The organism is Acidovorax cavernicola (assembly GCF_003581445.1).
The window spans coordinates 14,566-35,995 of the sequence record NZ_QXMN01000054.1 but is presented as its reverse complement, the minus strand read 5'-3'; the positions used below and the strand labels follow the sequence as shown (position 1 = coordinate 35,995).

General features: G+C 69.5%; 24 protein-coding genes and 1 pseudogene. 13 read left to right on the top strand and 12 right to left on the bottom strand.

All coding sequences use genetic code 11. The features are described from left to right. The first annotated feature begins 38 nt into the window (after positions 1–38). Entirely contained in the window at positions 39–743 is a 705-nt protein-coding gene (locus tag D3H34_RS27940) for a Crp/Fnr family transcriptional regulator (protein ID WP_286186338.1), read from the top strand. Between the two features lie 21 nt (positions 744–764). On the opposite strand, the gene D3H34_RS27935 is transcribed toward D3H34_RS27940, so the two are convergent. Both D3H34_RS27935 and D3H34_RS27930 read right to left on the bottom strand, forming a co-directional pair. Further along, positions 765–2,900, bottom strand: a complete 2,136-nt coding sequence (locus D3H34_RS27935) for a PAS domain S-box protein (protein WP_119557812.1) — start codon at positions 2,898–2,900, stop codon at positions 765–767. Next, positions 2,893–3,621, bottom strand: a complete 729-nt coding sequence (locus D3H34_RS27930) for a winged helix-turn-helix domain-containing protein (protein WP_119557811.1) — start codon at positions 3,619–3,621, stop codon at positions 2,893–2,895. The genes D3H34_RS27935 and D3H34_RS27930 overlap by 8 nt, the downstream gene beginning before the upstream one ends. Positions 3,622–3,800: 179 nt before the next feature. On the opposite strand from D3H34_RS27930, the gene D3H34_RS27925 reads away from it, so the two are divergent. Then, positions 3,801–4,985, top strand: a complete 1,185-nt coding sequence (locus D3H34_RS27925; RefSeq protein ID WP_119557810.1) for a DesA family fatty acid desaturase — start codon at positions 3,801–3,803, stop codon at positions 4,983–4,985. Between the two features lie 21 nt (positions 4,986–5,006). Here D3H34_RS27925 and D3H34_RS27920 read toward each other — a convergent pair whose 3' ends face one another. Further along, the gene (locus D3H34_RS27920) at positions 5,007–5,531 is read right to left on the bottom strand and encodes an OsmC family protein (protein ID WP_119557809.1); all 525 of its coding nucleotides are present in this window, start codon (positions 5,529–5,531) and stop codon (positions 5,007–5,009) included. Positions 5,532–5,616: 85 nt separating this feature from the next. Further along, positions 5,617–6,129 carry a universal stress protein gene (locus D3H34_RS27915; RefSeq protein ID WP_119557808.1) on the bottom strand — a complete coding sequence of 171 codons (513 nt, stop codon included), beginning with the start codon at positions 6,127–6,129 and terminating at the stop codon, positions 5,617–5,619. A gap of 147 nt (positions 6,130–6,276) precedes the next feature. On the opposite strand from D3H34_RS27915, the gene D3H34_RS27910 reads away from it, so the two are divergent. From D3H34_RS27910 to D3H34_RS27900, 4 genes and pseudogenes are all read left to right on the top strand, one after another. After that, entirely contained in the window at positions 6,277–6,864 is a 588-nt protein-coding gene (locus D3H34_RS27910) for a hemerythrin domain-containing protein (RefSeq protein WP_119557807.1), read from the top strand. A 60-nt stretch (positions 6,865–6,924) separates the two neighbouring features. Next, positions 6,925–7,488, top strand: a pseudogene (locus D3H34_RS34560) (HD domain-containing protein); the annotation flags it as partial. Further along, on the top strand, positions 7,480–7,995 hold the full coding sequence (locus D3H34_RS34765; RefSeq protein WP_286186337.1) for a GNAT family N-acetyltransferase: 516 nt from the start codon (positions 7,480–7,482) through the stop codon (positions 7,993–7,995). The pseudogene D3H34_RS34560 and the gene D3H34_RS34765, both read left to right, overlap by 9 nt. A 43-nt stretch (positions 7,996–8,038) precedes the next feature. Continuing rightward, positions 8,039–8,464, top strand: coding sequence for a hypothetical protein (locus D3H34_RS27900; protein WP_147400500.1), 426 nt, complete (start codon positions 8,039–8,041; stop codon positions 8,462–8,464). A gap of 52 nt (positions 8,465–8,516) precedes the next feature. On the opposite strand, the gene D3H34_RS27895 is transcribed toward D3H34_RS27900, so the two are convergent. The 4 genes from D3H34_RS27895 to D3H34_RS27880 all read right to left on the bottom strand — a co-directional run bounded on the left by D3H34_RS27895 (position 8,517) and on the right by D3H34_RS27880 (position 10,974). Then, on the bottom strand, positions 8,517–8,963 hold the full coding sequence (locus D3H34_RS27895) for a universal stress protein (protein ID WP_062479963.1): 447 nt from the start codon (positions 8,961–8,963) through the stop codon (positions 8,517–8,519). Positions 8,964–9,064: 101 nt separating this feature from the next. Beyond that, on the bottom strand, positions 9,065–9,610 hold the full coding sequence (locus D3H34_RS27890) for an Rrf2 family transcriptional regulator (RefSeq protein WP_119557804.1): 546 nt from the start codon (positions 9,608–9,610) through the stop codon (positions 9,065–9,067). A 33-nt stretch (positions 9,611–9,643) separates the two neighbouring features. Continuing rightward, on the bottom strand, positions 9,644–10,342 hold the full coding sequence (locus tag D3H34_RS27885; protein WP_119557803.1) for a Bax inhibitor-1/YccA family protein: 699 nt from the start codon (positions 10,340–10,342) through the stop codon (positions 9,644–9,646). A 179-nt stretch (positions 10,343–10,521) separates the two neighbouring features. Then, on the bottom strand, positions 10,522–10,974 hold the full coding sequence (locus tag D3H34_RS27880) for a hypothetical protein (protein WP_286186334.1): 453 nt from the start codon (positions 10,972–10,974) through the stop codon (positions 10,522–10,524). Between the two features lie 125 nt (positions 10,975–11,099). On the opposite strand from D3H34_RS27880, the gene ycaC reads away from it, so the two are divergent. The 4 genes from ycaC to D3H34_RS27860 all read left to right on the top strand — a co-directional run bounded on the left by ycaC (position 11,100) and on the right by D3H34_RS27860 (position 14,466). Next, the gene (gene ycaC, locus D3H34_RS27875) at positions 11,100–11,726 is read left to right on the top strand and encodes an isochorismate family cysteine hydrolase YcaC (RefSeq protein WP_119557802.1); all 627 of its coding nucleotides are present in this window, start codon (positions 11,100–11,102) and stop codon (positions 11,724–11,726) included. 7 nt (positions 11,727–11,733) lie between these two features. Further along, on the top strand, positions 11,734–12,423 hold the full coding sequence (locus tag D3H34_RS27870; RefSeq protein ID WP_119557801.1) for an isochorismatase family protein: 690 nt from the start codon (positions 11,734–11,736) through the stop codon (positions 12,421–12,423). Positions 12,424–12,516: 93 nt separating this feature from the next. After that, positions 12,517–13,113, top strand: a complete 597-nt coding sequence (locus tag D3H34_RS27865) for an NADPH-dependent FMN reductase (protein WP_119557800.1) — start codon at positions 12,517–12,519, stop codon at positions 13,111–13,113. A gap of 135 nt (positions 13,114–13,248) precedes the next feature. Next, a complete protein-coding gene (locus tag D3H34_RS27860; RefSeq protein WP_119557799.1) occupies positions 13,249–14,466 on the top strand; it encodes an acyl-CoA dehydrogenase family protein in 1,218 nt (405 codons plus the stop codon). Positions 14,467–14,504: 38 nt separating this feature from the next. Here D3H34_RS27860 and D3H34_RS27855 read toward each other — a convergent pair whose 3' ends face one another. Beyond that, on the bottom strand, positions 14,505–15,200 hold the full coding sequence (locus D3H34_RS27855; protein WP_119557798.1) for a response regulator: 696 nt from the start codon (positions 15,198–15,200) through the stop codon (positions 14,505–14,507). Then, positions 15,197–16,783: an ATP-binding protein gene (locus D3H34_RS27850; protein WP_119557797.1), complete on the bottom strand. Its 1,587-nt coding sequence runs from the start codon at positions 16,781–16,783 to the stop codon at positions 15,197–15,199. The genes D3H34_RS27855 and D3H34_RS27850 overlap by 4 nt, the downstream gene beginning before the upstream one ends. 177 nt (positions 16,784–16,960) lie before the next feature. Between D3H34_RS27850 and D3H34_RS27845 the strand changes: the two genes are divergently transcribed. Genes D3H34_RS27845 through D3H34_RS27835 form a run of 3 tightly spaced genes read left to right on the top strand, consistent with a single transcriptional unit; the run spans position 16,961 to position 18,332 of the window. After that, positions 16,961–17,224, top strand: coding sequence for a hypothetical protein (locus tag D3H34_RS27845; protein ID WP_286186333.1), 264 nt, complete (start codon positions 16,961–16,963; stop codon positions 17,222–17,224). Further along, positions 17,214–18,029: an intradiol ring-cleavage dioxygenase gene (locus tag D3H34_RS27840; RefSeq protein ID WP_119557796.1), complete on the top strand. Its 816-nt coding sequence runs from the start codon at positions 17,214–17,216 to the stop codon at positions 18,027–18,029. The genes D3H34_RS27845 and D3H34_RS27840 overlap by 11 nt, the downstream gene beginning before the upstream one ends. Positions 18,030–18,041: 12 nt before the next feature. Next, complete coding sequence (locus D3H34_RS27835; protein WP_119557795.1) at positions 18,042–18,332, top strand: hypothetical protein; 291 nt, start codon at positions 18,042–18,044, stop codon at positions 18,330–18,332. Here the strand turns inward: D3H34_RS27835 and D3H34_RS27830 are convergent. Both D3H34_RS27830 and bamA read right to left on the bottom strand, forming a co-directional pair. Continuing rightward, positions 18,307–18,999 (bottom strand): response regulator, encoded by a 693-nt coding sequence (locus tag D3H34_RS27830; protein WP_119557794.1) that lies wholly within the window; start codon positions 18,997–18,999, stop codon positions 18,307–18,309. The two genes, D3H34_RS27835 and D3H34_RS27830, sit on opposite strands and share 26 nt — an antisense overlap. 16 nt (positions 19,000–19,015) lie before the next feature. Continuing rightward, complete coding sequence (gene bamA, locus D3H34_RS27825; RefSeq protein WP_119557793.1) at positions 19,016–21,418, bottom strand: outer membrane protein assembly factor BamA; 2,403 nt, start codon at positions 21,416–21,418, stop codon at positions 19,016–19,018. Positions 21,419–21,430 lie beyond the last annotated feature (12 nt).

Below are 21,430 nucleotides of genomic sequence, written 5' to 3'. Positions count from 1 at the left end.
GCCCCAACCCCCGCCTGCCGCTTCGGCCCCTTCCGGCAGTGCAGAAAGAGGACGCGGGCCGGCGCACGGCCGAGCGCCTGCGCCTGCTGGCCGAGCAGCTGCAACCGCAGCGCCGCATGGTGCACACGGGCGACGTGATCTACCAGGCCGGCGAGCGCTTCGGCAATCTCTACATCCTGAACTCGGGCTTCTTCAAGATCGTGAACCTCTCGGCCGACGGGCGCGAGCAGGTGGTGGGCCTGAAGTTTCGCGGCGACTGGCTCGGCTTCGACGGCATCGCGGGCCAGCGCTACGTGTGCGACGCGGTGGCCATGGACACGGGCGAGGTCTGGGTCGTGCCCTACGAATCGCTGCTGGCCGCCTGCGCCGCGCATCCCGCGCTGCTGCAGATGCTGCATGCCGCGATGAGCCGCGAGATCGCGCACGATCGCGATTCGCTGATGTCGGTGTGCACGCTGCCAGCCGATGCGCGCGTGGCCGACTTCCTGCGCTACTGGGCCGAGTCGCTGGCCGACCGCGGCATGCGCACCGACGAGATCACGCTGCGCATGACGCGCGCCGAGATCGGCAACTACCTGGGCATGACGCTCGAAAGCGTGAGCCGCGCGCTCTCGCGGCTGGCGCGCGACAAGGTCATCGGCTTTGCCACCAAGGGGCGGCGCGAGGTGCAGATTCCCGATGTGGGCGCGTTGTCGGCCTTCGTGCAGCGCTGCCTGGCGCCGGCGCCTGCGATGCTTCAGTAAGAAGGCGCGCGTCTTACTCGCTCACTCGCGCGCAGCCAGCAGCGCGCGCGCCATCGCACGCGCCAGTTCGCTGCGCGAATACGGCTTGCGCAGCAGCTCCCAGCTTGGGGGCGCTTCGCGGTCGGCGTCGAGCAACTCGGCCGAGAACCCCGACATCAACAGCACCGCGAGCTGCGGTTGGCGTTGCACCGCCTCGGCGGCCAGCCGCGTGCCGCGCATGCCGGCGCCGAGCGCGATGTCGCTGAGCAGCAGATCGAAGGGCGTGACCTCCGCGGCCATCGCGGGCAAGGCCTGCTCGGCATTGGCGGCGGTGGCCACTTCGCAGCCCAGCGTGGTCAGGAAGGTGTGGACGACCTGGCGCACCTCGGCGTCGTCTTCGACCAGCATCACGCGCAGGCCGGGGGGCAGCGTGGGTTCGGCTTCTGCTTCCGTGTCTGCGAGGTCCTCATCGGCGAGTGCCGAGGCGCTCGCCGTGTCGTCTTCGATCTGCGGCAGGTAGAGCGTCACGGTGGTGCCGGCGTCGACCTTGCTGTCGATGGCGATGGCGCCGCGCGACTGCTTCACGAAACCGTACACCGTGCTCAGGCCCAGGCCGGTGCCGCGCCCGGCCTCCTTGGTGGTGAAGAAGGGCTCGAAGATGTGCTCCAGCACAGCGTCGGTCATGCCCGTGCCGCTGTCGGCGATGGAAAGCGCGACGAAGCGGCGGCCGGCGTCGGCACCGCTCAGTTCCTGGCGCACGGTGGCGGGCAGGGCGTCGCAGGCCTCGGCGCGGAAGTGCAGCCGCCCGCCCTCGGGCATGGCGTCGCGCGCGTTGATGGCGATGTTCAGCAGCGCCGATTCGAGCTGGCCCGGGTCGGCGCGCACGGCGGGGCAGGGGTCGGCGGCGTCGATCTCGATCTGGATGCGCTGGTCGAGCGTGCGGCGCAGCATGTCGGTGAGCGAGTGCAGCATCTGCCGCACATCGACCGCGTCGGGCTGCAGCATCTGGCGCCGCGAGAAGGCCAGCAGCTTGCCCGTGAGTTCGGCGCCGCGCCGGCTGGCGCGCGCGGCGGCGGCCACGAGCTGCTGCGCGTAGCCATCGGCGGCGAGCTGCGGCAGCTCTTCGAGCACCTGCAGGTTGCCCTGGATGATGGTCAGCAGGTTGTTGAAGTCGTGCGCGATGCCGCCGGTGAGCTGGCCGACGCTTTCGAGGCGCTGCGCGTGGTTGAGCGCTTCCTCGGTCTGCACGCGCTGCAGGCTGGTGGCGATGAGGCTGGAGACCGATTCGAGAAAGCGGATCTCCTCGTCGCCGAAGCGCCGGGCCGCGGTCGAGCGCACCGAGAGCATGCCGTTCACACGGCCCTGGTCGGACAGCGGCACGGCCAGCGCGCTGACGAGTCCGGCCTCGAGGTAGGCGGGCGGCACGGTGAAGCGGCGCTCTTCGCGGTAGTCGGCCACCACCACGGGGCGGCCTTGCGAGAGCACGTAGCCGGGTTGGGTGTCGGGCCGGTTGGCAATGCGCAGACCGACGTTCTCGTCGGCGACCAGGCCCACGCCGCTCGCCAGGCGGAACTCGCGCTGGTTGCCGTCGAGCAGCCACACCATCGCGACCTCGACCTGCAGCGCAGTGGCGACGATCTCGGGCACCTGCGCCAGCACCACCTGCAGGTCGCGCGTGTCGACCGCCAGGCGGCCCAGCTGCGCCAGATGCTCGCTGTAGCGCGCGCGTTGCAGCGCCTGCTTCACGCGCGGGTAGGCGCCGATGTCGCGGATCGCGGCCACCACGAAGGGCAGGCCCTGGTTCTGCAGCGGGCTCAGCGCGATCTCGACCATCACCTCGCTGCCGTCCTTGCGCTTGGCGACGAGTTCCATGTCGGTACCCATCGGGCGCGGGCGCGGCGCGCGGCCGTAGGCTTCGCGAAACGCCGCATGGCGCGGGCGGATGCTGTCGGGCACCAGCGCTTCCACGCTCAGGCCCACGAGTTCGTCGGCGGCATAGCCGAGCATGGCGGCGGCCGAGGGGTTGGCCAGCACGATGCGGCCCGACTGGTCCACCACCAGCAGCGAATCGGGGTAGGCGGCGAACAGCGAGCGGAACACGCTGCCTTCCTCGACGCCCGAGGGCAGGCCGGGGATGGCGGGTTGCGGCGGTTGCTGTGGCGTGACGTCGTCAGCCATGGGTGACCGGCGGCACCAGGATGTAGCCCGCGCCGCGCACCGACTTGATGAACTGCGGATCGTCGGCGTTGGCCTCGATCTTCTTGCGCAGCCGGCCGACCTGCACGTCGATCGTGCGGTCGAAGGGCGCGGCCTCGCGCCCGCGCGTCTGCTCGAGCAGGAAGTCGCGCGAGAGCACGCGGCCCGGGTGCCGCGCGAAGGCGCACAGCAGGTCGAACTCGCCGGTGGTCAGCGCCACGGGCTCGCCCTGCGCGTTGGTGAGGCTGCGCGCGGCGGTGTCCAGGCGCCAGCCCGCGAAGCGCAGGCGCTCGGCCGGCGCGGGCGAGGCCGCAGCCGCCCCCGATGCATCGGGCGTGAGGCGCCGCAGCACGGCCTTCACGCGTGCGACCAGCTCGCGCAGGTCGAAGGGCTTGGTCACGTAGTCGTCGGCACCGACCTCGAGACCCACCACCTTGTCCACGGGATCGCCGCGGCCGGTGACGATCACCAGGCCGCAGCGCCAGTTCTCGCGCATGTGGCGGGCGATGGAAAAGCCGTCTTCGCCGGGCAGGCCGAGGTCGAGCAGCACGAGGTCGGCCGGGTCGTCGGCCATGAGCGCCCGCAGCGCTGCGCCGTCGTGGATCTGGGTGACGCGAAAGCCGTGGCCCTGGAGGTAGTTGGCCAGCAGCAGCGTGATGTCGACCTCGTCGTCGAGCACCGCGATGTGGGGGGCAGAAGTCATGCGGGGGCTGGGAGAAAAACGCCGGCGCCACGGGGAGGGCGCTTGGAGCCGGGAAGCGTAGCACGCAAGCCTTGCCCGTGACAGCCTTCGCGCCCGCCGTTGATCTGGCGCAAGGCCCGCGGGTGGGCCGCTTTCGAGAATCGCGGCCACTGTTCACCGTGTCTGGAGGGTACGTACGCATGGCATCTTTTCTTTTCTCGGGCGCGCTCGACCTGCCGTGGTGGGGTGTGCTGCTGGCCGCGCTGGCGCTGACGCACGTCACCATCGCCTCGGTCACCATCTTCCTGCACCGCCACCAGGCGCACCGCGCGCTCGACCTGCATCCCATCGCGAGCCATTTCTTCCGCTTCTGGCTCTGGATGACGACGGGCATGGTCACCAAGCAATGGGCCGCCGTGCACCGCAAGCACCACGCCAAGTGCGACACGCCCGACGACCCGCACAGCCCGCAGGTGGTGGGCCTGAAGCGCGTGCTCTGGGGCGGCGTGCTGCTGTACGTGGCGGAGGCGCGCAACAAGGAAACGCTGAGCCGTTACGGCCACGGCACGCCCGACGACTGGCTCGAGCGGCGGCTGTACGCGCGCTATCAGAAGACCGGCATCGTCTGCATGGGGCTGCTGGACATGGCGCTCTTCGGCGTGGTGCCGGGCGCGCTGGTGCTGCTCGTGCAGATCGCGTGGATTCCGTTCTGGGCTGCCGGTGTGGTCAACGGCATCGGCCACTACTGGGGTTATCGCAACTGGCCTGCGTCGGACGCGAGCACGAACATCTTTCCCATCGGCCTGCTGATCGGCGGCGAGGAATTGCACAACAACCACCATGCGTTCCCGACCTCGGCCAAGCTGTCGAACAAGTGGTTCGAGTTCGACATCGGCTGGGTCTACATCCGTGCGCTGCAGGCGGTGGGGCTGGCGAAGGTGAAGCACCTGGCGCCGAAGCCGCGCCTCACGGCGCCGCGCGCCACCGTCGACCTGCTCACGGTGCAGGCGGTGATCCGGCACCACTACGACGTGCTGTCGAACTACTCGCGTTCGCTGAAGCAGGCCTGCACCGAGGAACTGGCCCGGGCGCATGCGCTCGCACCGGGCAAGGCCCGCGCGCTGCGCGCCGCAAGGCCCTGGCTCGGCAAGGAAGAGAAGGCGCTCGACGCCACGCGGCATGCACAACTCACGCAGGCCTTGGTCGCTTCGCAGGCGCTGGAAACGATGTATGCGATGCGGCGCGAGCTGACGGCGCTGTGGAGCCGTTCGGGCGCCACCGGCGAACAGCTCGTGAAGCGGCTGCAGGACTGGTGCGAGCGCGCCGAAGGCAGCGGCATCGCGCCGCTGGCGGCCTTCGCGGTGCGACTGCGTTCCTACGCCTGAAGGCGGCCCTCGCCGGTGCCGTCAGGCCTGCCCGACCTGCACCGCCACATCGAGCGGGATGGCGTGGCGCAGCGCACTGCCCACTGGAGAGTGGGCTTCGGCCCAATGCACCAGATCGCGCAGTGCCTGTTCCGGCACGCCGTCCGCGGCGATGCGCACCGCGACGTGGATGCGGCTGGGGCCGGCGGGCACGGAAGCGGGTTCGCCAAGCAGGCCGCGGGTATCGGACTGGCTGCCGACGGTCACTTCGAGGGTCGTCAACGCGATGCCGAGCTGCGCCGCCCGCATGGCGATCACGGTCGTTTCGCAACTCGCCAGGGCCGCGCGCAGGAACCACCCGGGCGACGGCGCTTCGCCCTGGCCCCCGATGCCCTTGGGCATGTCGGTCACGAGAGATTCCCCCGTGGGCCCGGTCACCTGGAAGCGCAGGCCCGACACCAGCGTGGCCGCGGCCGGCTTGTCCTGGGTCAGGGCCGCCTGAGGATGCGCCGCGAAATGGTTCGCGAGGGCGTCCATGGATTGCCGGATGTGCTGGGGTGAGCTCATGGCGCTGCTCCTTGAAACGGGGAACGGGCGGGCGGCCCATTCTGGGCGCGGCGCCGGGCCCCGTCAAACCGGCGGGCTACCCGGCCTACTGGTTCGCGACCAGCCCGTCCGGCAGGCTGAAACGTTCGGACTCTGCCTTGGCGGCGACTTCCGGCGCGCGGATCAGCAGCACCGGCACGGGCGCCAGCCGCAGGATGTGCTCGGCGCTGCTGCCCATGGCCAGGCGGCTCAGGCCGCGCCGGCCGTGCGTGCCGAGCACGATCAGGTCGGCCTTCGACGCAATGGCTTCGGTCACCACCTGGTCATGGACCGCGCCAGCCTTGAAGCCGTCGCGCAGCACGACGTCGGCCTCGACGCCTTCGGCCTGCGCCTGGGCGCGCGCCTTCTCCAGCAGCGTCACGGCATTGGCGCGCAGCACCTCGAGCCAGTTGCCCGTATAGCCCGCGTAGGCGTCCATGCCGAGTGCGAACGAGAGCTCGTCCAGGATGTGGACCAGCCGCAGGCGGCCGCCGGTGAGCCTGGCCAGGCGGATGGCTTCGGCGAGGCCTTCGCCGGAGGTGGAACTGCCGTCGACGGGAACCAGGATGTGTTGGTACATGGTGAGGAACCTCCAGGAGTGCGTTGAAGAAAAGAGGAGATGCCGTACCAGTCTGTGCCTGGCTGCATGCATGGACCTTGATCTGGAACAAGCCCGCACCGCCTCGGGCTTGCGACCCTTGGGGCACTCGAAAGAAGGAGACCTTCCATGACCCACGCCGCCGTCCGGATCATTCGCCAGGAGCATGCCGCGCTGGCGGCCATGCTGCGTTCCATCGTCATGCTGCTCGACCAGCACCGTCGCAAGGGCACGATGCCCGACTTCGCGACGCTGCGCGCCATGCTGTTCTACGTGGACGAGTTTCCCGAGAAGCGCCACCACCCGAAGGAAACCGAACTGCTCTTTCCCCGGCTGCGCGCCTGCACGCCGATCTCGCGCGACCTGATGGACAAGCTCGACAACGACCATGCCTGGGGCGAGCGCAAGATCCGCCACGTCGAACACGCGCTGCTCGCGTTCGAGATGCTCGGCGAGCCGCGCCGCGTGGCGTTCGAACGGGCGATGAACGAGTACGTGAGCTTCTACCTGGACCACATGGCGCACGAGGAGCGCGAGATTCTTCCGCTGGCCGAGCGCGTGCTCGGCGAGGACGACTGGCGCGAACTCGATGCGGCCTTCGGCGAGAACCGCGACCTGTTCAGCGACACCCACGCGCCCGACGAGGTCTACGCTTCGCTCTTCACGCGCATCGTGAACGTCGTGCCCGCGCCGATCGGGCTGGGGCCGGCGCTGTAACGACGGGCCGCATCCGGATCGCGTAGGCTCGGCCTGACACATTCAGGACGAGACTGCGAGATGGACATCGATCAGATCAAGGGAAGGCTGGACTTCCTTCGCGAGGCCGAGCGCCTCAAGAGCGTGCTGCGCAGCGCGCACACCGCGTCGGGCCGCACCGAAAGCACGGCCGAACACAGCTGGCGCCTGTGCCTCATGGCCATGGCCTTCGAGGACGAACTGGCCGACCTCGACCTGCTCAAGGTGCTGAAGATGTGCGTGGTGCACGACCTGGGCGAGGCGATCCACGGCGACATCCCCGCCATCGAACAGGCGGCGCATCCCGACAAGAGCGCGCAGGAGCGCGAGGACCTGCAGGTGCTCACGCGCACGCTCGACGCGCCGCTGCGCGCGAACATCCTGGCGCTGTGGGACGAGTACGAAAAGGCCGAGACGCCCGAGGCGAAGGCGGTGAAGGCGCTCGACAAGCTCGAGACCCTGCTGCAGCACAACCAGGGCGCGAATCCGCCGGACTTCGACTACGAATTCAACCTCGGCTACGGCCAGAAGCACACCGGCAGCCGGCCGCTGTTCCGCGCGATGCGGGCGTTGGTCGATGCCGACACGCAGAAGAAGGTGGAGGCCGCGCGGCGGGTGGTTCGCCCCGAGCAGCCGGGCGACGAAGCCGCGATCCGTCAATTGACGGTGGCGGCGTTTGCCGGTGCGACGCATACCGACGGCACCGAACACCTCATCGTCGACGCCCTGCGCGCGGCCGGCCATCTCACGCTGTCGCTCGTGGCCGAAGAAGGCGGAGAGATCGTCGGGCACGTCACGCTGTCGCCCGTGACGGTTTCCGATGGCGCGACCGGCTGGCACGGCCTGGGCCCGATCTCGGTGGCGCCCGACCGCCAGGGGCAGGGCATCGGCCGGCTGCTGATGGACGCGGCGCTGGCGGGTCTGCGCGACGCCGGCGCGCAAGGCTGCGTGCTGCTGGGTGATCCGGCCTTCTACGGCCGTTTCGGCTTCGTCGTGCGGCCCGGGCTGGTGCTGCCGGGCGTGCCGGCGGAATACTTCCAGGCCGTGTCGTTCCACGGCGCGTGGCCGGTCGGCGAGGTGCGATACGACGCAGCGTTCGGCGCGGGCGTTTGATCCTCGGAATCGGCGGCGTGAGCCGTTCATAATCGCGTCCGCAATGCCAGCCCGCCACCTGCCTTCGGACACTGCCCATGCGCCGCGCGTGAAGCGCGCGCAGACCTCGGTGTCCGCCCGTTCCGCCAAGCCCGAACCGGCCCGCCGCCGCATCCATGACGGCGGCGCGTCCCGCAGCCTGGCCGGTTTCACGGCGATGGAAAGTGCGCCGGCCCGCGCGCCGTCGAAGGCCCAGCCGCGCAACTGGCGCACGACCCTGCTGGGCGTGGCGCTGGGCCTCGTGATTGCGATGCTGTTGCTCATGAAGTGGCTGCTCGACTACCAGGTCGAGTCGGCCGAAGCGCGCCATGCGCAGGAAGCCCAGGCGCGTGCGCAAGCCGCGCGTTGCTTTGGTCGCGATGCCGGGCCGTCGTGCCCGCCGGCCGGCCGCACGGTGGTCGAGACCGTCGAGTCGGCCGCGTCGCGGTAACGCCAACGCGCACACACCGCGTGCGCGGTGCGTCATCTGCCACCGTTTTCGTTCAGCGCAGCACCAGCACCGGAATGTGCGAATGCGTCAGCACGTGCAGCGTCTCGCTGCCCAGCAACAGCCGCGCGAGGCTGCGTCGCCCGTGCGAAGCCATCACGATCAGGTCGCAGTCCTGATTCTTGGCGGCGTGGATGATGGCCTCGGCCACCTGGTTCGACTTCATGACCACCGCGTCGGCGCGGCGCACGCCCTTGGCCAGTGCGGTGTCGCGCACCGCATCGGCCACGCGCTGGGCCGCTTGCTCGACGTGTTTCTGGTTGGCTTCGAAATCCGTCTGGTTCAGCAGCATCGAACCTTCGAAGTAGCCGTACGGCTGGATGTGCGCCACGTTGACGCTCACCAGCTCGGCGCCGGTGAGCAACGCGAGATCGATGGCCGCGGCCACCGCCTTGTCCGACAGCGAAGAGCCGTCGGTGGCGACGAGAACACGCTTGTACATGGCAGGCTCCTTGGCCCCCGGCACCGCGGGTGCCCTTGCCATTCAGTCTAGGTCGCGCGGGCGGCATATTCAAGGCCGATGCCCCGCGCGCCTGCCGTGCGTCAGCTGCTCGTGCTGTGGCGCCGTCCCAGTGCGAACACCGAGTTAGGCGCATCGACCACGAAGGGCTTGCGCACCGGCGTGCCGACGACGGCGGTCGTGCGGCGGGCGGCCGCGCTGGTGGCGGGCTGCACGCCCTTGGCCTTCTGTTCGTCGACCAGGCTCTGCAGCGAGATCGAGCGCAGGAACTCGACGGCGCGCAGGTTCACGGAGGCCCAGAGGTCGTCGATCTCGCAGCGGCCGGGCTCGTTGTCCGAACCGGCGGCGCGCGGGCGGATCTTGCTGGCGCCCAGATCCTCGATGGTGAGCACGATGTCGGCCACCGTGATCTCGGCGGCCTTGCGGCTGAGCGAGTAGCCGCCGCCGGGGCCGCGGGTGGATTCGACCAGCCCGTTGCGGCGCAGCTTGGCGAACAGCAGTTCCAGGTATGAGAGCGAGACCTGCTGGCGCAGGCTGATCGAGGCCAGCGTGACGGGGCCCGAGCGGCCGTGCAGGGCGATGTCGATCATCGCGGTGACCGCGAAGCGGCCCTTGGTGGTGAGGCGCATGGTGCTTCCTTCCTTGTCTTGTTGTTCTGGCGCTTATTCGTCCCGGCCGCCGGCGATGCCCAGCAGGGCCAGCAGCGACTGGAACACGTTGTAGAGGCTGAGGTACACGCCCAGCGTGGCCGAGATGTAGTTGGTCTCGATACCGTCCCTGACCTGCTTCAGGTCGTGCAAGATGAAGGCCGAGAAGATGCCGATGGCGGCGACCGACAGCGTCATCATCAGCGCGCTCGACTGGATGAAGACGTTGGCGATGCCCACGACCAGCAGGCCGATGGCGCCCACGAAGAGCCACTTGCCCATGGCCGAGATGTCGCGCTTGATGACCGTCGAGAGCATGGCCATGCCCAGGAAGATCGCGCCGGTGCCGGCGAAGGCGGTCATGATCAGGCTGGCGCCGTTGGCCAGGCCGAGCACGCTGCCGACCAGGCGCGACAGCATCAGGCCCATGAAGAAGGTGAAGGCCAGGAGCACGGGCACGCCGGCGGCGGAGTTCTTGGTCTTCTCGATGGCGTACATGAAACCGAAGGCGCCGCCGAGGAACACCATGATGCCGATGCCCGGCGACATGGCGCGCGTGAGGCCGGTGGCCACGCCGAGCCAGGCGCCCAGCACGGTGGGCACCATCGACAGCGCGAGCAGCCAGTAGGTGTTGCGCAGAACGCGGTTGCGTTCCTGGACCGAGGCCAGCGGTGCGCCGAAGCTGGAGGGGTAGGCCGGATGGCTGGAGTTCATCGAAAAATCCTGAAAAGAGAGAAGGCCGGACGGGTCGCATGACACGTGCGGCGGGGCCGTCAGACGGCTCGAAAAGAAGGGGCAGGGGCGTCGCGCGAAAAGGGCGACGGGCCGAATCGGATGAGCGCAAACGCCCGGACCGGATCGGTCCTCAGGCGTTCGCTCGCCACCGCGCGGCCTCAGGCGGCGAGGAGGGCGTGGGGCCGGGGTGGCCGCTTGGGCCGGGCGAGCTGCGGCGAGACCACGGAGGTGGACCCGAGCCGCGGCGGCTGGGCGGAGAGCACCAGCAGGTTGCGTGCGTGGGGGCGGGCGTCGAGCAGTTCAGCATGCTCGGAGCCCGCTTCGTCCATGGCGGACGGATCTTCCGGCGCGGATTTGCCGGATTCCTTGTCGCCGCCATCGGCCAGCGAGGCCGCGAGCGTCGCCACGGTCTGGCGGTCGCCCGAGGACGACGTCACATGGTGGCCGCCGACCAGCCCGTGCGCGAGCACGGCGAAGCCGTAGCAGGACAGCATGAAAGCGAGGACGGTAGCGGCAAACCAGCGGGACATGTAGGGGTATTTTACCCGCCGCGACGGCGTCACCCCGGCGGGCGCGAATTCATCCGACCGGCGCGCACGGATGTTCTTCATCGTCCATGAAATGGAACACTGCAGGCAAATTCAGCCGACTACCGAAGAAAGAGCGGCACTTTTACGCTTCTGGACATGCCTCGGGGCCTTTTCCCGGGCATTCAACCTCACAAAGGAAGCCTCTCATGTCCAAGCCCTACACCCGCCTCGACAAGAACGATGTCGCCGTGCTGCTGGTCGACCACCAGACCGGCCTGCTCTCGCTGGTGCGCGACATCGACCCCGACAAGTTCAAGAACAACGTGCTGGCCCTGGCCGACATCGCCAGCTACTTCAAGCTGCCGACGGTGCTGACCACCAGTTTCGAGAACGGCCCCAACGGCCCGCTCGTGCCCGAGCTGAAGGCCCAGTTCCCCGACGCGCCCTACATTCCCCGCCCCGGCCAGATCAATGCCTGGGACAACGAGGATTTCGTCAAGGCCGTGAAAGCCACGGGCAAGAAGCAGCTGCTGATCGCCGGCGTGGTCACCGAGGTCTGCGTGGCCTTTCCGGCGCTGTCGGCGCTGGCCGAGGGCTTCGACGTCTTCGTCGTCACCGACGCGTCGGGCACCTTCAACGACGTGACGCGCCAGGCCGCGTGGGACCGCATGTCGGCCGCCGGCGCGCAGCTGATGTCCTGGTTCGGCGTGGCCTGCGAGCTGCACCGTGACTGGCGCAACGACATCGAGGGCCTGGGGACGCTGTTCTCCAACCACATCCCCGACTACCGCAACCTCATCACCAGCTACGCCCAGCTGACCCAGGGAAAGTGAGCACGCCATGACCACACCGAACACCATCGCCAATTTCAACGGCGCCAAGCCCGTCATCGACCCCGACGACGCCGTGATGCTGCTCATCGACCACCAGAGCGGCCTGTTCCAGACCGTGAAGGACATGCCGATGACCGAGCTGCGTTCCAACGTGACCACGCTCGCCAAGGTCGCGACGCTGGCGAAGATCCCCGTCATCACCACCGCCTCGGTGCCGCAGGGCCCGAACGGGCCGCTGATTCCCGAAGTGCACAAGTACGCGCCGCACGCGCAGTACGTGGCGCGCAAGGGCGAGATCAACGCCTGGGACAACCCCGAGTTCGTGGCCGCCGTGAAGGCCACCGGGCGCGGCACGCTCATAATTGCCGGCACCATCACCAGCGTGTGCATGGCCTTCCCGAGCATCGCGGCCGTGCACGAGGGCTACCGCGTGTTCGCGGTGATCGATGCCTCGGGCACGTACTCGAAGATGGCGCAGGAGATCACGCTGGCGCGCGTGGTGCAGGCCGGCGTGGTGCCGATCGACACCGCCGCCGTGTGCTCCGAGGTGCAGAAGACCTGGCACCGCGACGATGCCGCGCAATGGGCGCAGGCCTACAGCGCCGTGTTCCCGCCCTACCAGCTGCTGATCGAGAGCTACACGAAGGCGCAGGAGGTCGTGACGAACAGCGAGCCGCTGGATTCGCAACGCAGCTGATCACCCCGGTGAGACACTGACGCACGCCGCGCCGCACGCCCTTCGCGTGCGGCGCGGCGTTCCCCTTTTTCAACGCACGGCAAGGAGCCTCGCATGGACAGTCCCCGCATCCTGATCATTCCCGGCAGCGCCCGCGACGGCTCGCTCAATCGCCGGCTGGCCGCCGTTGCCGCCGCCACGGCGCGCGCGGCAGGCCTGCAGGTGACGGAGATGGACCTGCGTGCGCTGGCGCTGCCCGTGTACGACGGCGACCTCGAGGCAGCCTCGGGCGTGCCGGCCGGCGCGCACGAGCTGCGGCAAGCCATTGCAACGAGCGACGGCGTGCTGATCGTCACGCCCGAGTACAACGGCTTTCCGACACCGCTGGTCATCAACGCCTTCGACTGGCTCTCGCGCATTCCGCCTGGCGACGGCCAGGCGGGTGGCCTCGCCGCCACGGCCAACAAGCCGGCCGCGCTGCTCTCCGCTTCGCCCGGGCCGCTGGGTGCGCTGCGCTCGATGAACTTCCTGCGCCAGTACCTGCAGATGGCCTTCGCGATGCTCGTGGTGCCGCAGCAGTTCGCGCTCGGTCGCGCGAACGAGGCCTTCGACGGCGAAGGTGCGCTGAAGGATGCGCGCGCGGCGCAGTCGGTCGAGAAGGTGATCGCGGCGCTGGCCACGCTCGCGCGCGCGATGCCCACGCCGCGCTGAACCGCGCTGATCCGGTGCAGGCAGGCACCTGCGCGACAGCACAGCGGCTTTGCGCGCGCCGGCTGTCGCGCGAACGACCGCGCGGCAACGCATCGCCACGTATCGTCCATTGCACATTGGAACAAGGACGAGACGATGCATTTCGAATTCACACCCCGGGTGGTCGCGCTGCGCGACGAGTTGCTCAAGTTCATGGACGAGTTCGTCTATCCGAACGAGAAGCGCCGCGAGGAAGAACTGGCCGCCAACGCGCGCGCCGGCCGGCCCTATGCCGAGCTGCCGATGATGGCCGGCCTCAAGGCCAAGGCGCGCGAGCGCGGCCTGTGGAACCTGTTCCTGCCCGAATCGGAACACGGCCCGGGCCTGAGCAATGTCGAGTACGCGCCGCTGTGCGAGATCATGGGCCGGCGCTACTGGTGCGCGGAAATCTTCAACTGCTCCGCGCCCGACACCGGCAACATGGAAGTGCTGGCGCGCTACGGCACCAAGGCGCAGCAGGAGCGCTGGCTCACGCCGCTGCTCGCGGGTGAGATCCGTTCCTCGTTCGCGATGACCGAGCCCGAGGTCGCGTCGAGTGACGCCACCAACATCCGCTGCAGCATCCGCCGCGAGGGCAACGAGTACGTCATCAACGGGCGCAAGTGGTACATCACCGGCGCGATGCACGAGCGCTGCGAGATCTTCGTGCTCATGGGCAAGACCGATCCCGACAACGCCGATCGCCACAAGCAGCAGTCGATGATCCTCGTGCCGAAGAACACGCCGGGCGTGACCATCGTGCGCGACATGCAGCTGCTGGGCATGTACGACCCGCCCTTCGGTCACCCCGAGATCGTGTTCGACAACGTGCGCGTGCCGGTCGAGAACATCCTGCTCGGCGAAGGCCGCGGCTTCGAGATTGCGCAGGGCCGTCTCGGCCCGGGCCGCATCCACCACTGCATGCGCGCCATCGGCATGGCCGAGTCGGCGCTGGAGATGATGTGCCAGCGCCTCGTGTCGCGCACGGCTTTCCACAAGCCGCTGTCGGAGCAGGGCGTGTGGCGCGAGCGCATTGCCGAGTCGCGCATGCTCATCGAGCAGTCGCGCTGGATGGTGCTCAACGCCGCCTACCGCATGGACACCGTGGGCAACAAGGTCGCCGCCAAGGAGATCGCGATGATCAAGGTGCTCACGCCCAACAACTGCGTGAAGGTGATCGACTGGGCCATGCAGGCCTTCGGCGCGATGGGCCTGAGCCAGGACACGCTGCTCACGCACTTCTACGCCTACGAGCGCCACTTGCGCGTGGCCGATGGCCCCGACGAGGTGCACCGCAACGCGATCGCCAAGCAGGAGCTGGCGGCGTACCAGTAAGCAGTAAGAGTCAGTCGCAGGGCGAGAGCGGGGCGCGCTCAGCGCCCCGCGTCGGCCGGTGCTTCCCACGCGAAGCCGACGCCGTACACGGAGCGAATCCAGTCATAGGCCGGTGTGACCGCGCCGAGCTTGCGGCGCAGGTTCTTCACGTGGCTGTCGATGGCGCGCTCGGTCACGTCCACCGTGTCGTCGTAGGCCAGCTCGAGCAGGCGGGCGCGCGAGAAGATGCGGCCCGGGTGCCGCGACAGCACCTGCAGCAGCCCGAACTCGCGGCGCGTGAGGTTGAGCGGCGTGCCGGCGAGCGACGCGCGCCAGTGCACGTCGTCGAGCACGAGGCCCGGCGCGTCGTCGGGGGCGGAGGGCAGCGTTGGCGGGGCCGTGCGGCGCAGCACCGCGCGCACGCGCGCCACCAGCTCGCGCGGCGAAAAGGGCTTGCACACGTAGTCGTCGGCGCCCAGTTCCAGGCCGAGCAGGCGGTCGACCTCCTCGATGCGCGCGGTGAGCATGATGATCGGGTGCGCCGTGTGCTCGCGCGCACGGCGCAGCACCTCGATGCCGTCCAGGCGCGGCAGCATGATGTCCAGCAGCGTCAGGTCGGGCGGCGCGGCGACGATGCGTTCGAGTGCGCTCTGTCCGTCGGCGAAATGTTCGGTGTCGTAGCCTGCGTGGCGCAGGTAGTCCTGCACCACGGAGGCGATGTCCAGTTCGTCCTCGACGATCACGATGCGTGTCATGTGGAGGCCGCCAGTGGAAGGGTGATCGTCATGCGCAGCCCGCCCAGCGGCGAGGCTGCGGCCTCGATGGTGCCGCCGTGCGCTTCGACGGTGGCGCGGCAGATCGACAGGCCCAGCCCCGAGCCGCCCAGTGCGCGGCTGCGCGAGGCCTCGCTGCGGAACAGTCGGTCGAAGAGGCGCGGCAGCTCGTCCTCGGTCACACCGGGGGCGCTATCGTCGAATTGCAGCTTCAGGCAGTTGCCGCTCCAGGCGCCTTCGACGGTGGCGTCGATGCGCAGCTCGCCGCCGGCGTCGGTGTAGGCCAGCGTGTTCTCCAGCAGGTTCATGAAGACCTGGTGCAGCCGGTGCGCGTCGCCGTCGATGACGGGCTTCGCCGACGCGGCGACGCGATCGAGGGCGTGTCGCTCGACCGCGATGCCGCGCTGGGCGAAGCGGTCGCGCGTGTGGTCGAGCGCTTCCTTCAGCAGCGACAGCGGATACACCGGGGCCTTCAGCAGATCGCTTTGGGGCTCGCGCATGCTGCTGCGCAGGTCGTCGACCAGCTGGCCGAGGCGGATCACCTGCCGGTGCATGCGCAGGGCCGTGCGTTCGTCGAAGGTGCGCACGCCGTCCTGCAGTGCCTCGATCTCCGCGCGCATGGCCGCCAGCGGCGTGCGCAGTTCGTGCGCCGCGTCGGCCAGCCAGGCGCGGCGCGAGGCCTCGGCCGTGTCCAGGCGCTGGGCCATGTCGTTGAAGGTCTTGCCCAGCAGCGCGAGTTCGTCCGAGCCGTGGACCGCGACGCGGGTCGAGAGCCGCCCGCGCGCCACGTCCTGCGCGGCCTGCGTGAGCGCGTCGATCGGCTGGAACCAGCGCCGCGCCAGCAGCCACGACAGCGCCAGCGCGAAGGCCAGGCCGCACAAACCCGTGAGCGCGATCACGCCCGACTGCTGCGCGAGGAAGGCGCGGTCGGCCTCGCTTTCGAGGCCCTGCACCGGCGCCAGCGCGAGGTAGCCGACGACGGATCGGCCACGCCGGATCGGCAGGCGCGCGGCGGTGGCCTGGTCGAGCGTGGCACCGACCACCAGCGCGCCCTGCGCATCGAGCACGGCGAGGCGGCGGTAGATGGAATCGGGCGCGCCGCGTGGATCAGGAAAGAACCACGGCGGAGGCGGCATCCCGAAGCGGCGCGGCAACAGGTCGACCTGTGGCGAGGGCGACAGCGACGAGGTGGGGGACGGGGAGGCTGCAGGCGGCAGCTCTGGCGGCGCAGACCCGTTGTCCGGTGCGCGGCGCTCGTACCAGGGCGGCAGCCGGCGCTCGTCGGGTGTGGTGGCGCCATCGACGACCAGCGCCATCTGGCCCATCTGCAGGCGGTGCCAGGCGTCCTCGTTGTCCTGCAGCTTCTTCCAGTCGCCGTTGGCGACGTAGTGCTTCAGCAGGAGCTGCGAGAGCCAGTCCATGCGACGGATCTCGATCTCGGCCACGTAGGCGCCCAGGCCGCGCTGCAGCGCGACGATCGAGAAGCCCACGAAGCTGAGCAGCAGCACGATCAGCAGGGCGGCCAGCGCCAGGAAGATCTTGCGGGAGAGTGTCAGGCGCGGCATGGGCTCGGCGGCGGAGGCATGGCCGCATTCTGCGGCATGCGTTTCGGGGACAGGGACGTCATAGGCAAGCCGTCGATCATGGCTTGGGATTGGGGAGGAATCTGGGAGAGGCGCCTTTCCATGCTCCCGGTGAGCCCCTCCCACATTTCTCCCGATTCGGATCGCACGATGCGTGCCATGACACCGGACACGCACCGCTTCCCCCCAACCCTTGCCCTCCGCGCGCTGGCCGTCGCCGCGCTCGCCTGGGCCCCGCCCGGGCAGGCGGCGCCGGCTGCGATGCCCCCGGCCGACGCGGACACCGACCTGCTGCTGTTCCTGCTGGCAGCGCTGTTCTGGGTCGTCGCGCATGTGTGGACGCTGCTCGTGGTCTGGGCCGAGGCGCGGGCCTCCGGCGTTCAGGCATCGGCGAAGACGCGGGAGGCCGTGCATGGCCAATGAAGCGATCGGGCGCCGGGGCCTGCTGGCCGCGATCGGTGCGGCGGGCCTGTCCGCGTCCGCGCCAGCGGCGGTGGCCGCCGCGCCGCAGAAGCTCCCGCTGACCGCCCAGACCACCGAGGGGCCGTACTACCTGGACCTCGCGAACTTCCGCACCGACCTGAGCGAAGGCCGCGACGGCGTGCCGCTCGATGTCCGCCTGCGCGTGCGCGATGCCACCGGGCGGCCGCTGCGCGGCCTGCGCACCGACCTGTGGCATTGCGACGCGCAGGGCAGCTACTCCGGCTTCGGCGGCCAGGGCGACGACCGCACGCGCAGCTTCGAAGGCCAGACCTTCCTGCGCGGCAGCCAGCGCACCGACCGCGACGGGCAGGTGGCGTTCGCCACGCTTTACCCGGGCTGGTACGCGGGGCGCACGACCCACATCCACGTCAAGGTGCACCACCGGGGGCGCGCCGTGCTCACGACGCAGTTCTTCCTGCCCGATGCGCTGAGCGAGTTCCTCTACACGCAGGTCTCCAGCTACCAGCGCGCGCGGCTGCGCGACACGCTCAACAGCGCCGACGGCATCGCGCTGCGGGCCGGCGACACGGTGCTGGGCGCGGTGCGCGAGGAAGGCCGGCGCTATGTCGCACTGCTCACGCTGGTGGTCGACCCCGCCGCGCGCCCGGTGACCGAACGCCCGCCGCAGCCCGGCACGGGGCCGGCGCCAGCGGGAGGTTTCGGCGCCTTCAGGCCGATGCGTCCGCGCACGCCCGAAGGCGTCGCCCGCATCCGCGCGCTCGTGCCGCCGCGCACGGAAGGCTGAGCCTTGTTGCACATGTCGCTCCTGCCTGTCGTCCCCGGTGATGGGCGCGCAACGCCGCGGGCCGCGGTGCGCGCGCTGGCGCACACCTGCGCGGGCTGTCTGGCGTTCTGCAGCCTGGCGCTGGGCATCGGCATCGCGGCGCGCGGCGCCTGCGCAGAAGCACGGCAGGCCGAGGTGCGCCATTCGCGCCTGGCGACGCTGGCGCCGATCATGCAAAGCAGCGGCAACGAAAGCCGCACGCCACGCGGACACGGCGCGTGCAAGGCCCGGCCGGCCTTCAGGCCGGCCGCTCCGAGAAGCTGAACCCCACGCCGTAGACCGAGCGGATCCAGCCGTGTGTGGGCGACACGGCCGCGAGCTTGCGCCGCAGGTTCTTGATGTGCCCGTCGACCGCGCGCTCGTTCACGTCGAGCGCTTCGGAGAAGGCGACTTCGAGCAGCTTCGCGCGCGTGAACACCCGGCCCGGTTCGCGCGAGAGCGCGCGCAGCAACAGCAGCTCGCGGCGCGTGAGCACCAGCGCGCGGCCTTCCAGCCAGGCCTCGCCCATCGCGCTGTCGAAGGCCACGGCTGAAGAGGCCATGCCCACGCTGAGGTCGCGTTGCGCATGCCGGCGCAGCACCGTGTGCACGCGCGCCACCACCTCGCGCGGCGAGAAGGGCTTGCAGACATAGTCGTCGGCGCCCAGGTCGAGCCCGCGCAGCCGGTCGGCCTCGTGCGCGCGTGCCGTCAGCACGATGATCGGATGGTCGCTGCGCGAACGCACCTGTTCGATCACCTGCAGTCCGTCGATACGCGGCAGCACAATGTCGAGCAGGGTGAGCGCAGGCGGCGCGTGAGGTGCATGCAGGATGCGGTCGAGCGCGGCGGCGCCGTCGCCGAGTTGCTCGACCTCGTGGCCCGCGCGGTGCAGCGGGTCCAGCAGCAGCGATGCGATGTCGCGTCCGTCTTCCACCAGCAGGATGCGGCTCATGGTCTGGCGTGCCGGTTCAGAAGGACGTACCGATCTGGAACTGGAAGCGCTGCGTGCGGTCGGCGGCGATGCCGTTGGCCGTGTCCTCCTTCTGGTAGACGATCGGCACGGCATACGCCAGGCGCAGCGGGCCCAGCGGCGAGATCCAGCTGATGCCCAGCCCGGCCGAGGCGCGCAGGCGGTTCTGCGCCTTCCACTGCGCGTCGGTCATGCTGGCGGAGCGCTCGGCGAACACATTGCCCGCATCGAAGAAGGTGTACAGGCGCAGCGACTTGTCGTTGCCCGCGCCGGGGAAGGGCGTGGTCAGCTCCATGTTGAAGATCGCCTTGCGCGTGCCGCCGAGCGAACCGCCGGTGACCGCGTCGGTCGGGCCCAGCGAGTTCTGCTCGAAGCCGCGGATCGAGCCGAGCCCGCCCGCGTAGAAGTTCTTGAAGATCGGGAAGCTGCTGCTGCCCAGCGCCTTCGCATAGCCGAGCTGGCCGTTGAAGGCAAGCGTGTACTGCTTCGAGAGCGGCACGTACTGCTGGTATTGGTAGTTGGTCTTCAGGTAGCGCAGCTCGCTGCCCACGCCCAGCTCGAGATTGGCGCTTTGCAGCCGCCCGCGCGTGGGCACCAGCGCGCTGTCGCGGTCGTCGCGCGACCAGCCCACCGTCGCCGGAATGCCCACCACGTTGCGGCCCGCGCACACCACGCTCGGTGCGGTGCCGGTGCACTGGAAGTAGTCGAGGTAGGCCTGCGGCGTGGCGGTGTAGACGTACGAGCCGTTGACCAGCGTGTACGAGCCGTTGGTGCCGGGCGTGAACGCATAGCGCTCCACGCCGATGCCCAGGTACACCGTGTCCAGTTCGTCCACCGGCAGCCCGAAGCGCACGGAGCCGCCGTCGCTGGCGAGCTTGTAGTTGCCGTCGGCCTCGTAGTAGGGGCGCGTGGTGGTGTGAAAGAGGTTGAAGGTGCGCGAGATGCCGCCCGCCGTGAAGTACGGGTCGGTGGCCGTGAGCGACACCGAGCGGTTGTACGAACTGGTGTTGACCTGCAACCCCAGGTAGTTGCCCGAGCCGAACACGTTCTCCTGCGTGATGCCGAAGCTCAGCGAGACCTTGTCGGTCGACGAGTAGCCCGCGCCGAGCTGCAGCGAGCCGGTGGGCTTCTCGGCCACGGTGACGTTCAGGTCGACCTGGTCATTGCTGCCGGGCACTTCGGCGGTCTCGACGTTCACGTCGGTGAAGAAGCCGAGGCGGTCGACGCGGTCGCGCGAGAGCTTGATCTTCGTGCCGTCGTACCAGGCGCCTTCGTACTGGCGGAACTCGCGGCGGATGACCTCGTCGCGCGTGCGTGCGTTGCCGCCGATGTTCAGGCGCCGCACATAGGCGCGGCGTCCGGGCTCTGCGTTGAGCACCATCACGACGCGGCGTTGGGCGCGGTCGATCTCGGGCTCGGCCTTCACGCGCGCGAAGGCGTAGCCGAAGGTACCGAAGTGGTCGGCGAAGGCCTTGGTGGTGGCCGCCACGTCCTCGCCGTTGTAGGGCGCGCCGGGGCGCACGGTGACGAGCGACTTGAACTCGTCCTCGCGGCCCAGGTAGTTGCCCGCGAGCTTCACGCCGGCCACGGCGAACTTCTCGCCTTCGTTGATGTTCACGGTGATCTCGAGCGTCTGCCGGTCGGGCGAGATCGCGACCTGCGTCGATTCGATGCGGAACTCCAGGTAGCCGCGCGTCAGGTAGAACGAGCGCAGCGTTTCCAGGTCGGCGTCGAACTTGCTGCGCGCGTACTGGTTCGACTTGGTGTACCAGGCCAGCCAGCCGCCGCTGTCCTGGTCGAACAGGTCGAGCAGGGTGCGTTCGTCGAAGGCCTGCTGGCCGACCACGCGCACGCGCGTGATGCGCGCGGGCTCGCCTTCGGTCACGCTGAACGTGAGGTTGACGCGGTTGCGCTCCAGCGGCGTGACGGTGGTGACGACCTGTGCGTTGTAGAGGCTGCGGCCGATGTACTGGCGCTTGAGTTCCTGCTCGGCGCGGTCGGCCAGTGCCTTGTCGAAAGGGCGGCCTTCGGCCAGGCCGATATCGCGCAGCGCCTTCTGCAACGCGGCCTTGTCGAATTCCTTGGTGCCGGCGAAGTCGACATCGGCGACGGTGGGGCGCTCCTCGACGATGACAACGAGCACCTGGCCGTTGATGTCGATGCGCACGTCCTTGAAGAGGCCGAGGTCGAACAGCGCGCGGATGGCGGCGCTGCCGCGCTCGTTGCTGTAGGTGTCGCCGGCCTTGAGGCCGAGGGTTGCGAACACGGTGCCGGGCTCGACGCGCTGCAGGCCTTCGAGGCGGATGTCCTGCACGGTGAACGGGTCGGCGGCCCGTGCGGGGCAGGCCGCCATCGCGAGGCACAGCGCGGCAAGGGCTGCGAAAGACTTGGGAGGGATCATCGCCGCATGGTC

Excerpts from the sequence above, each read along its gene's own strand:
- D3H34_RS27890 (WP_119557804.1), bottom strand. The coding sequence starts at position 9,610 with ATGCGCCTCACCACCAAGGGCCGCTTCGCGGTCACCGCGATGATCGAC.
- D3H34_RS27855 (WP_119557798.1), bottom strand. The coding sequence starts at position 15,200 with ATGACACGCATCGTGATCGTCGAGGACGAACTGGACATCGCCTCCGTG.
- D3H34_RS27895 (WP_062479963.1), bottom strand. The coding sequence starts at position 8,963 with ATGTACAAGCGTGTTCTCGTCGCCACCGACGGCTCTTCGCTGTCGGAC.
- D3H34_RS27900 (WP_147400500.1), top strand. The coding sequence starts at position 8,039 with ATGCCAGCCCGCCACCTGCCTTCGGACACTGCCCATGCGCCGCGCGTG.
- D3H34_RS27840 (WP_119557796.1), top strand. The coding sequence starts at position 17,214 with ATGGCCAATGAAGCGATCGGGCGCCGGGGCCTGCTGGCCGCGATCGGT.
- D3H34_RS27860 (WP_119557799.1), top strand. The coding sequence starts at position 13,249 with ATGCATTTCGAATTCACACCCCGGGTGGTCGCGCTGCGCGACGAGTTG.
- D3H34_RS27835 (WP_119557795.1), top strand. The coding sequence starts at position 18,042 with ATGTCGCTCCTGCCTGTCGTCCCCGGTGATGGGCGCGCAACGCCGCGG.
- D3H34_RS27920 (WP_119557809.1), bottom strand. The coding sequence starts at position 5,531 with ATGAGCTCACCCCAGCACATCCGGCAATCCATGGACGCCCTCGCGAAC.
- bamA (WP_119557793.1), bottom strand. The coding sequence starts at position 21,418 with ATGATCCCTCCCAAGTCTTTCGCAGCCCTTGCCGCGCTGTGCCTCGCG.
- D3H34_RS27850 (WP_119557797.1), bottom strand. The coding sequence starts at position 16,783 with ATGCCGCGCCTGACACTCTCCCGCAAGATCTTCCTGGCGCTGGCCGCC.
- D3H34_RS27865 (WP_119557800.1), top strand. The coding sequence starts at position 12,517 with ATGGACAGTCCCCGCATCCTGATCATTCCCGGCAGCGCCCGCGACGGC.
- D3H34_RS27915 (WP_119557808.1), bottom strand. The coding sequence starts at position 6,129 with ATGTACCAACACATCCTGGTTCCCGTCGACGGCAGTTCCACCTCCGGC.
- ycaC (WP_119557802.1), top strand. The coding sequence starts at position 11,100 with ATGTCCAAGCCCTACACCCGCCTCGACAAGAACGATGTCGCCGTGCTG.
- D3H34_RS27830 (WP_119557794.1), bottom strand. The coding sequence starts at position 18,999 with ATGAGCCGCATCCTGCTGGTGGAAGACGGACGCGACATCGCATCGCTG.
- D3H34_RS27845 (WP_286186333.1), top strand. The coding sequence starts at position 16,961 with ATGACACCGGACACGCACCGCTTCCCCCCAACCCTTGCCCTCCGCGCG.
- D3H34_RS27870 (WP_119557801.1), top strand. The coding sequence starts at position 11,734 with ATGACCACACCGAACACCATCGCCAATTTCAACGGCGCCAAGCCCGTC.
- D3H34_RS27935 (WP_119557812.1), bottom strand. The coding sequence starts at position 2,900 with ATGGCTGACGACGTCACGCCACAGCAACCGCCGCAACCCGCCATCCCC.
- D3H34_RS27925 (WP_119557810.1), top strand. The coding sequence starts at position 3,801 with ATGGCATCTTTTCTTTTCTCGGGCGCGCTCGACCTGCCGTGGTGGGGT.
- D3H34_RS27910 (WP_119557807.1), top strand. The coding sequence starts at position 6,277 with ATGACCCACGCCGCCGTCCGGATCATTCGCCAGGAGCATGCCGCGCTG.
- D3H34_RS27930 (WP_119557811.1), bottom strand. The coding sequence starts at position 3,621 with ATGACTTCTGCCCCCCACATCGCGGTGCTCGACGACGAGGTCGACATC.
- D3H34_RS27885 (WP_119557803.1), bottom strand. The coding sequence starts at position 10,342 with ATGAACTCCAGCCATCCGGCCTACCCCTCCAGCTTCGGCGCACCGCTG.
- D3H34_RS27880 (WP_286186334.1), bottom strand. The coding sequence starts at position 10,974 with ATGAAGAACATCCGTGCGCGCCGGTCGGATGAATTCGCGCCCGCCGGG.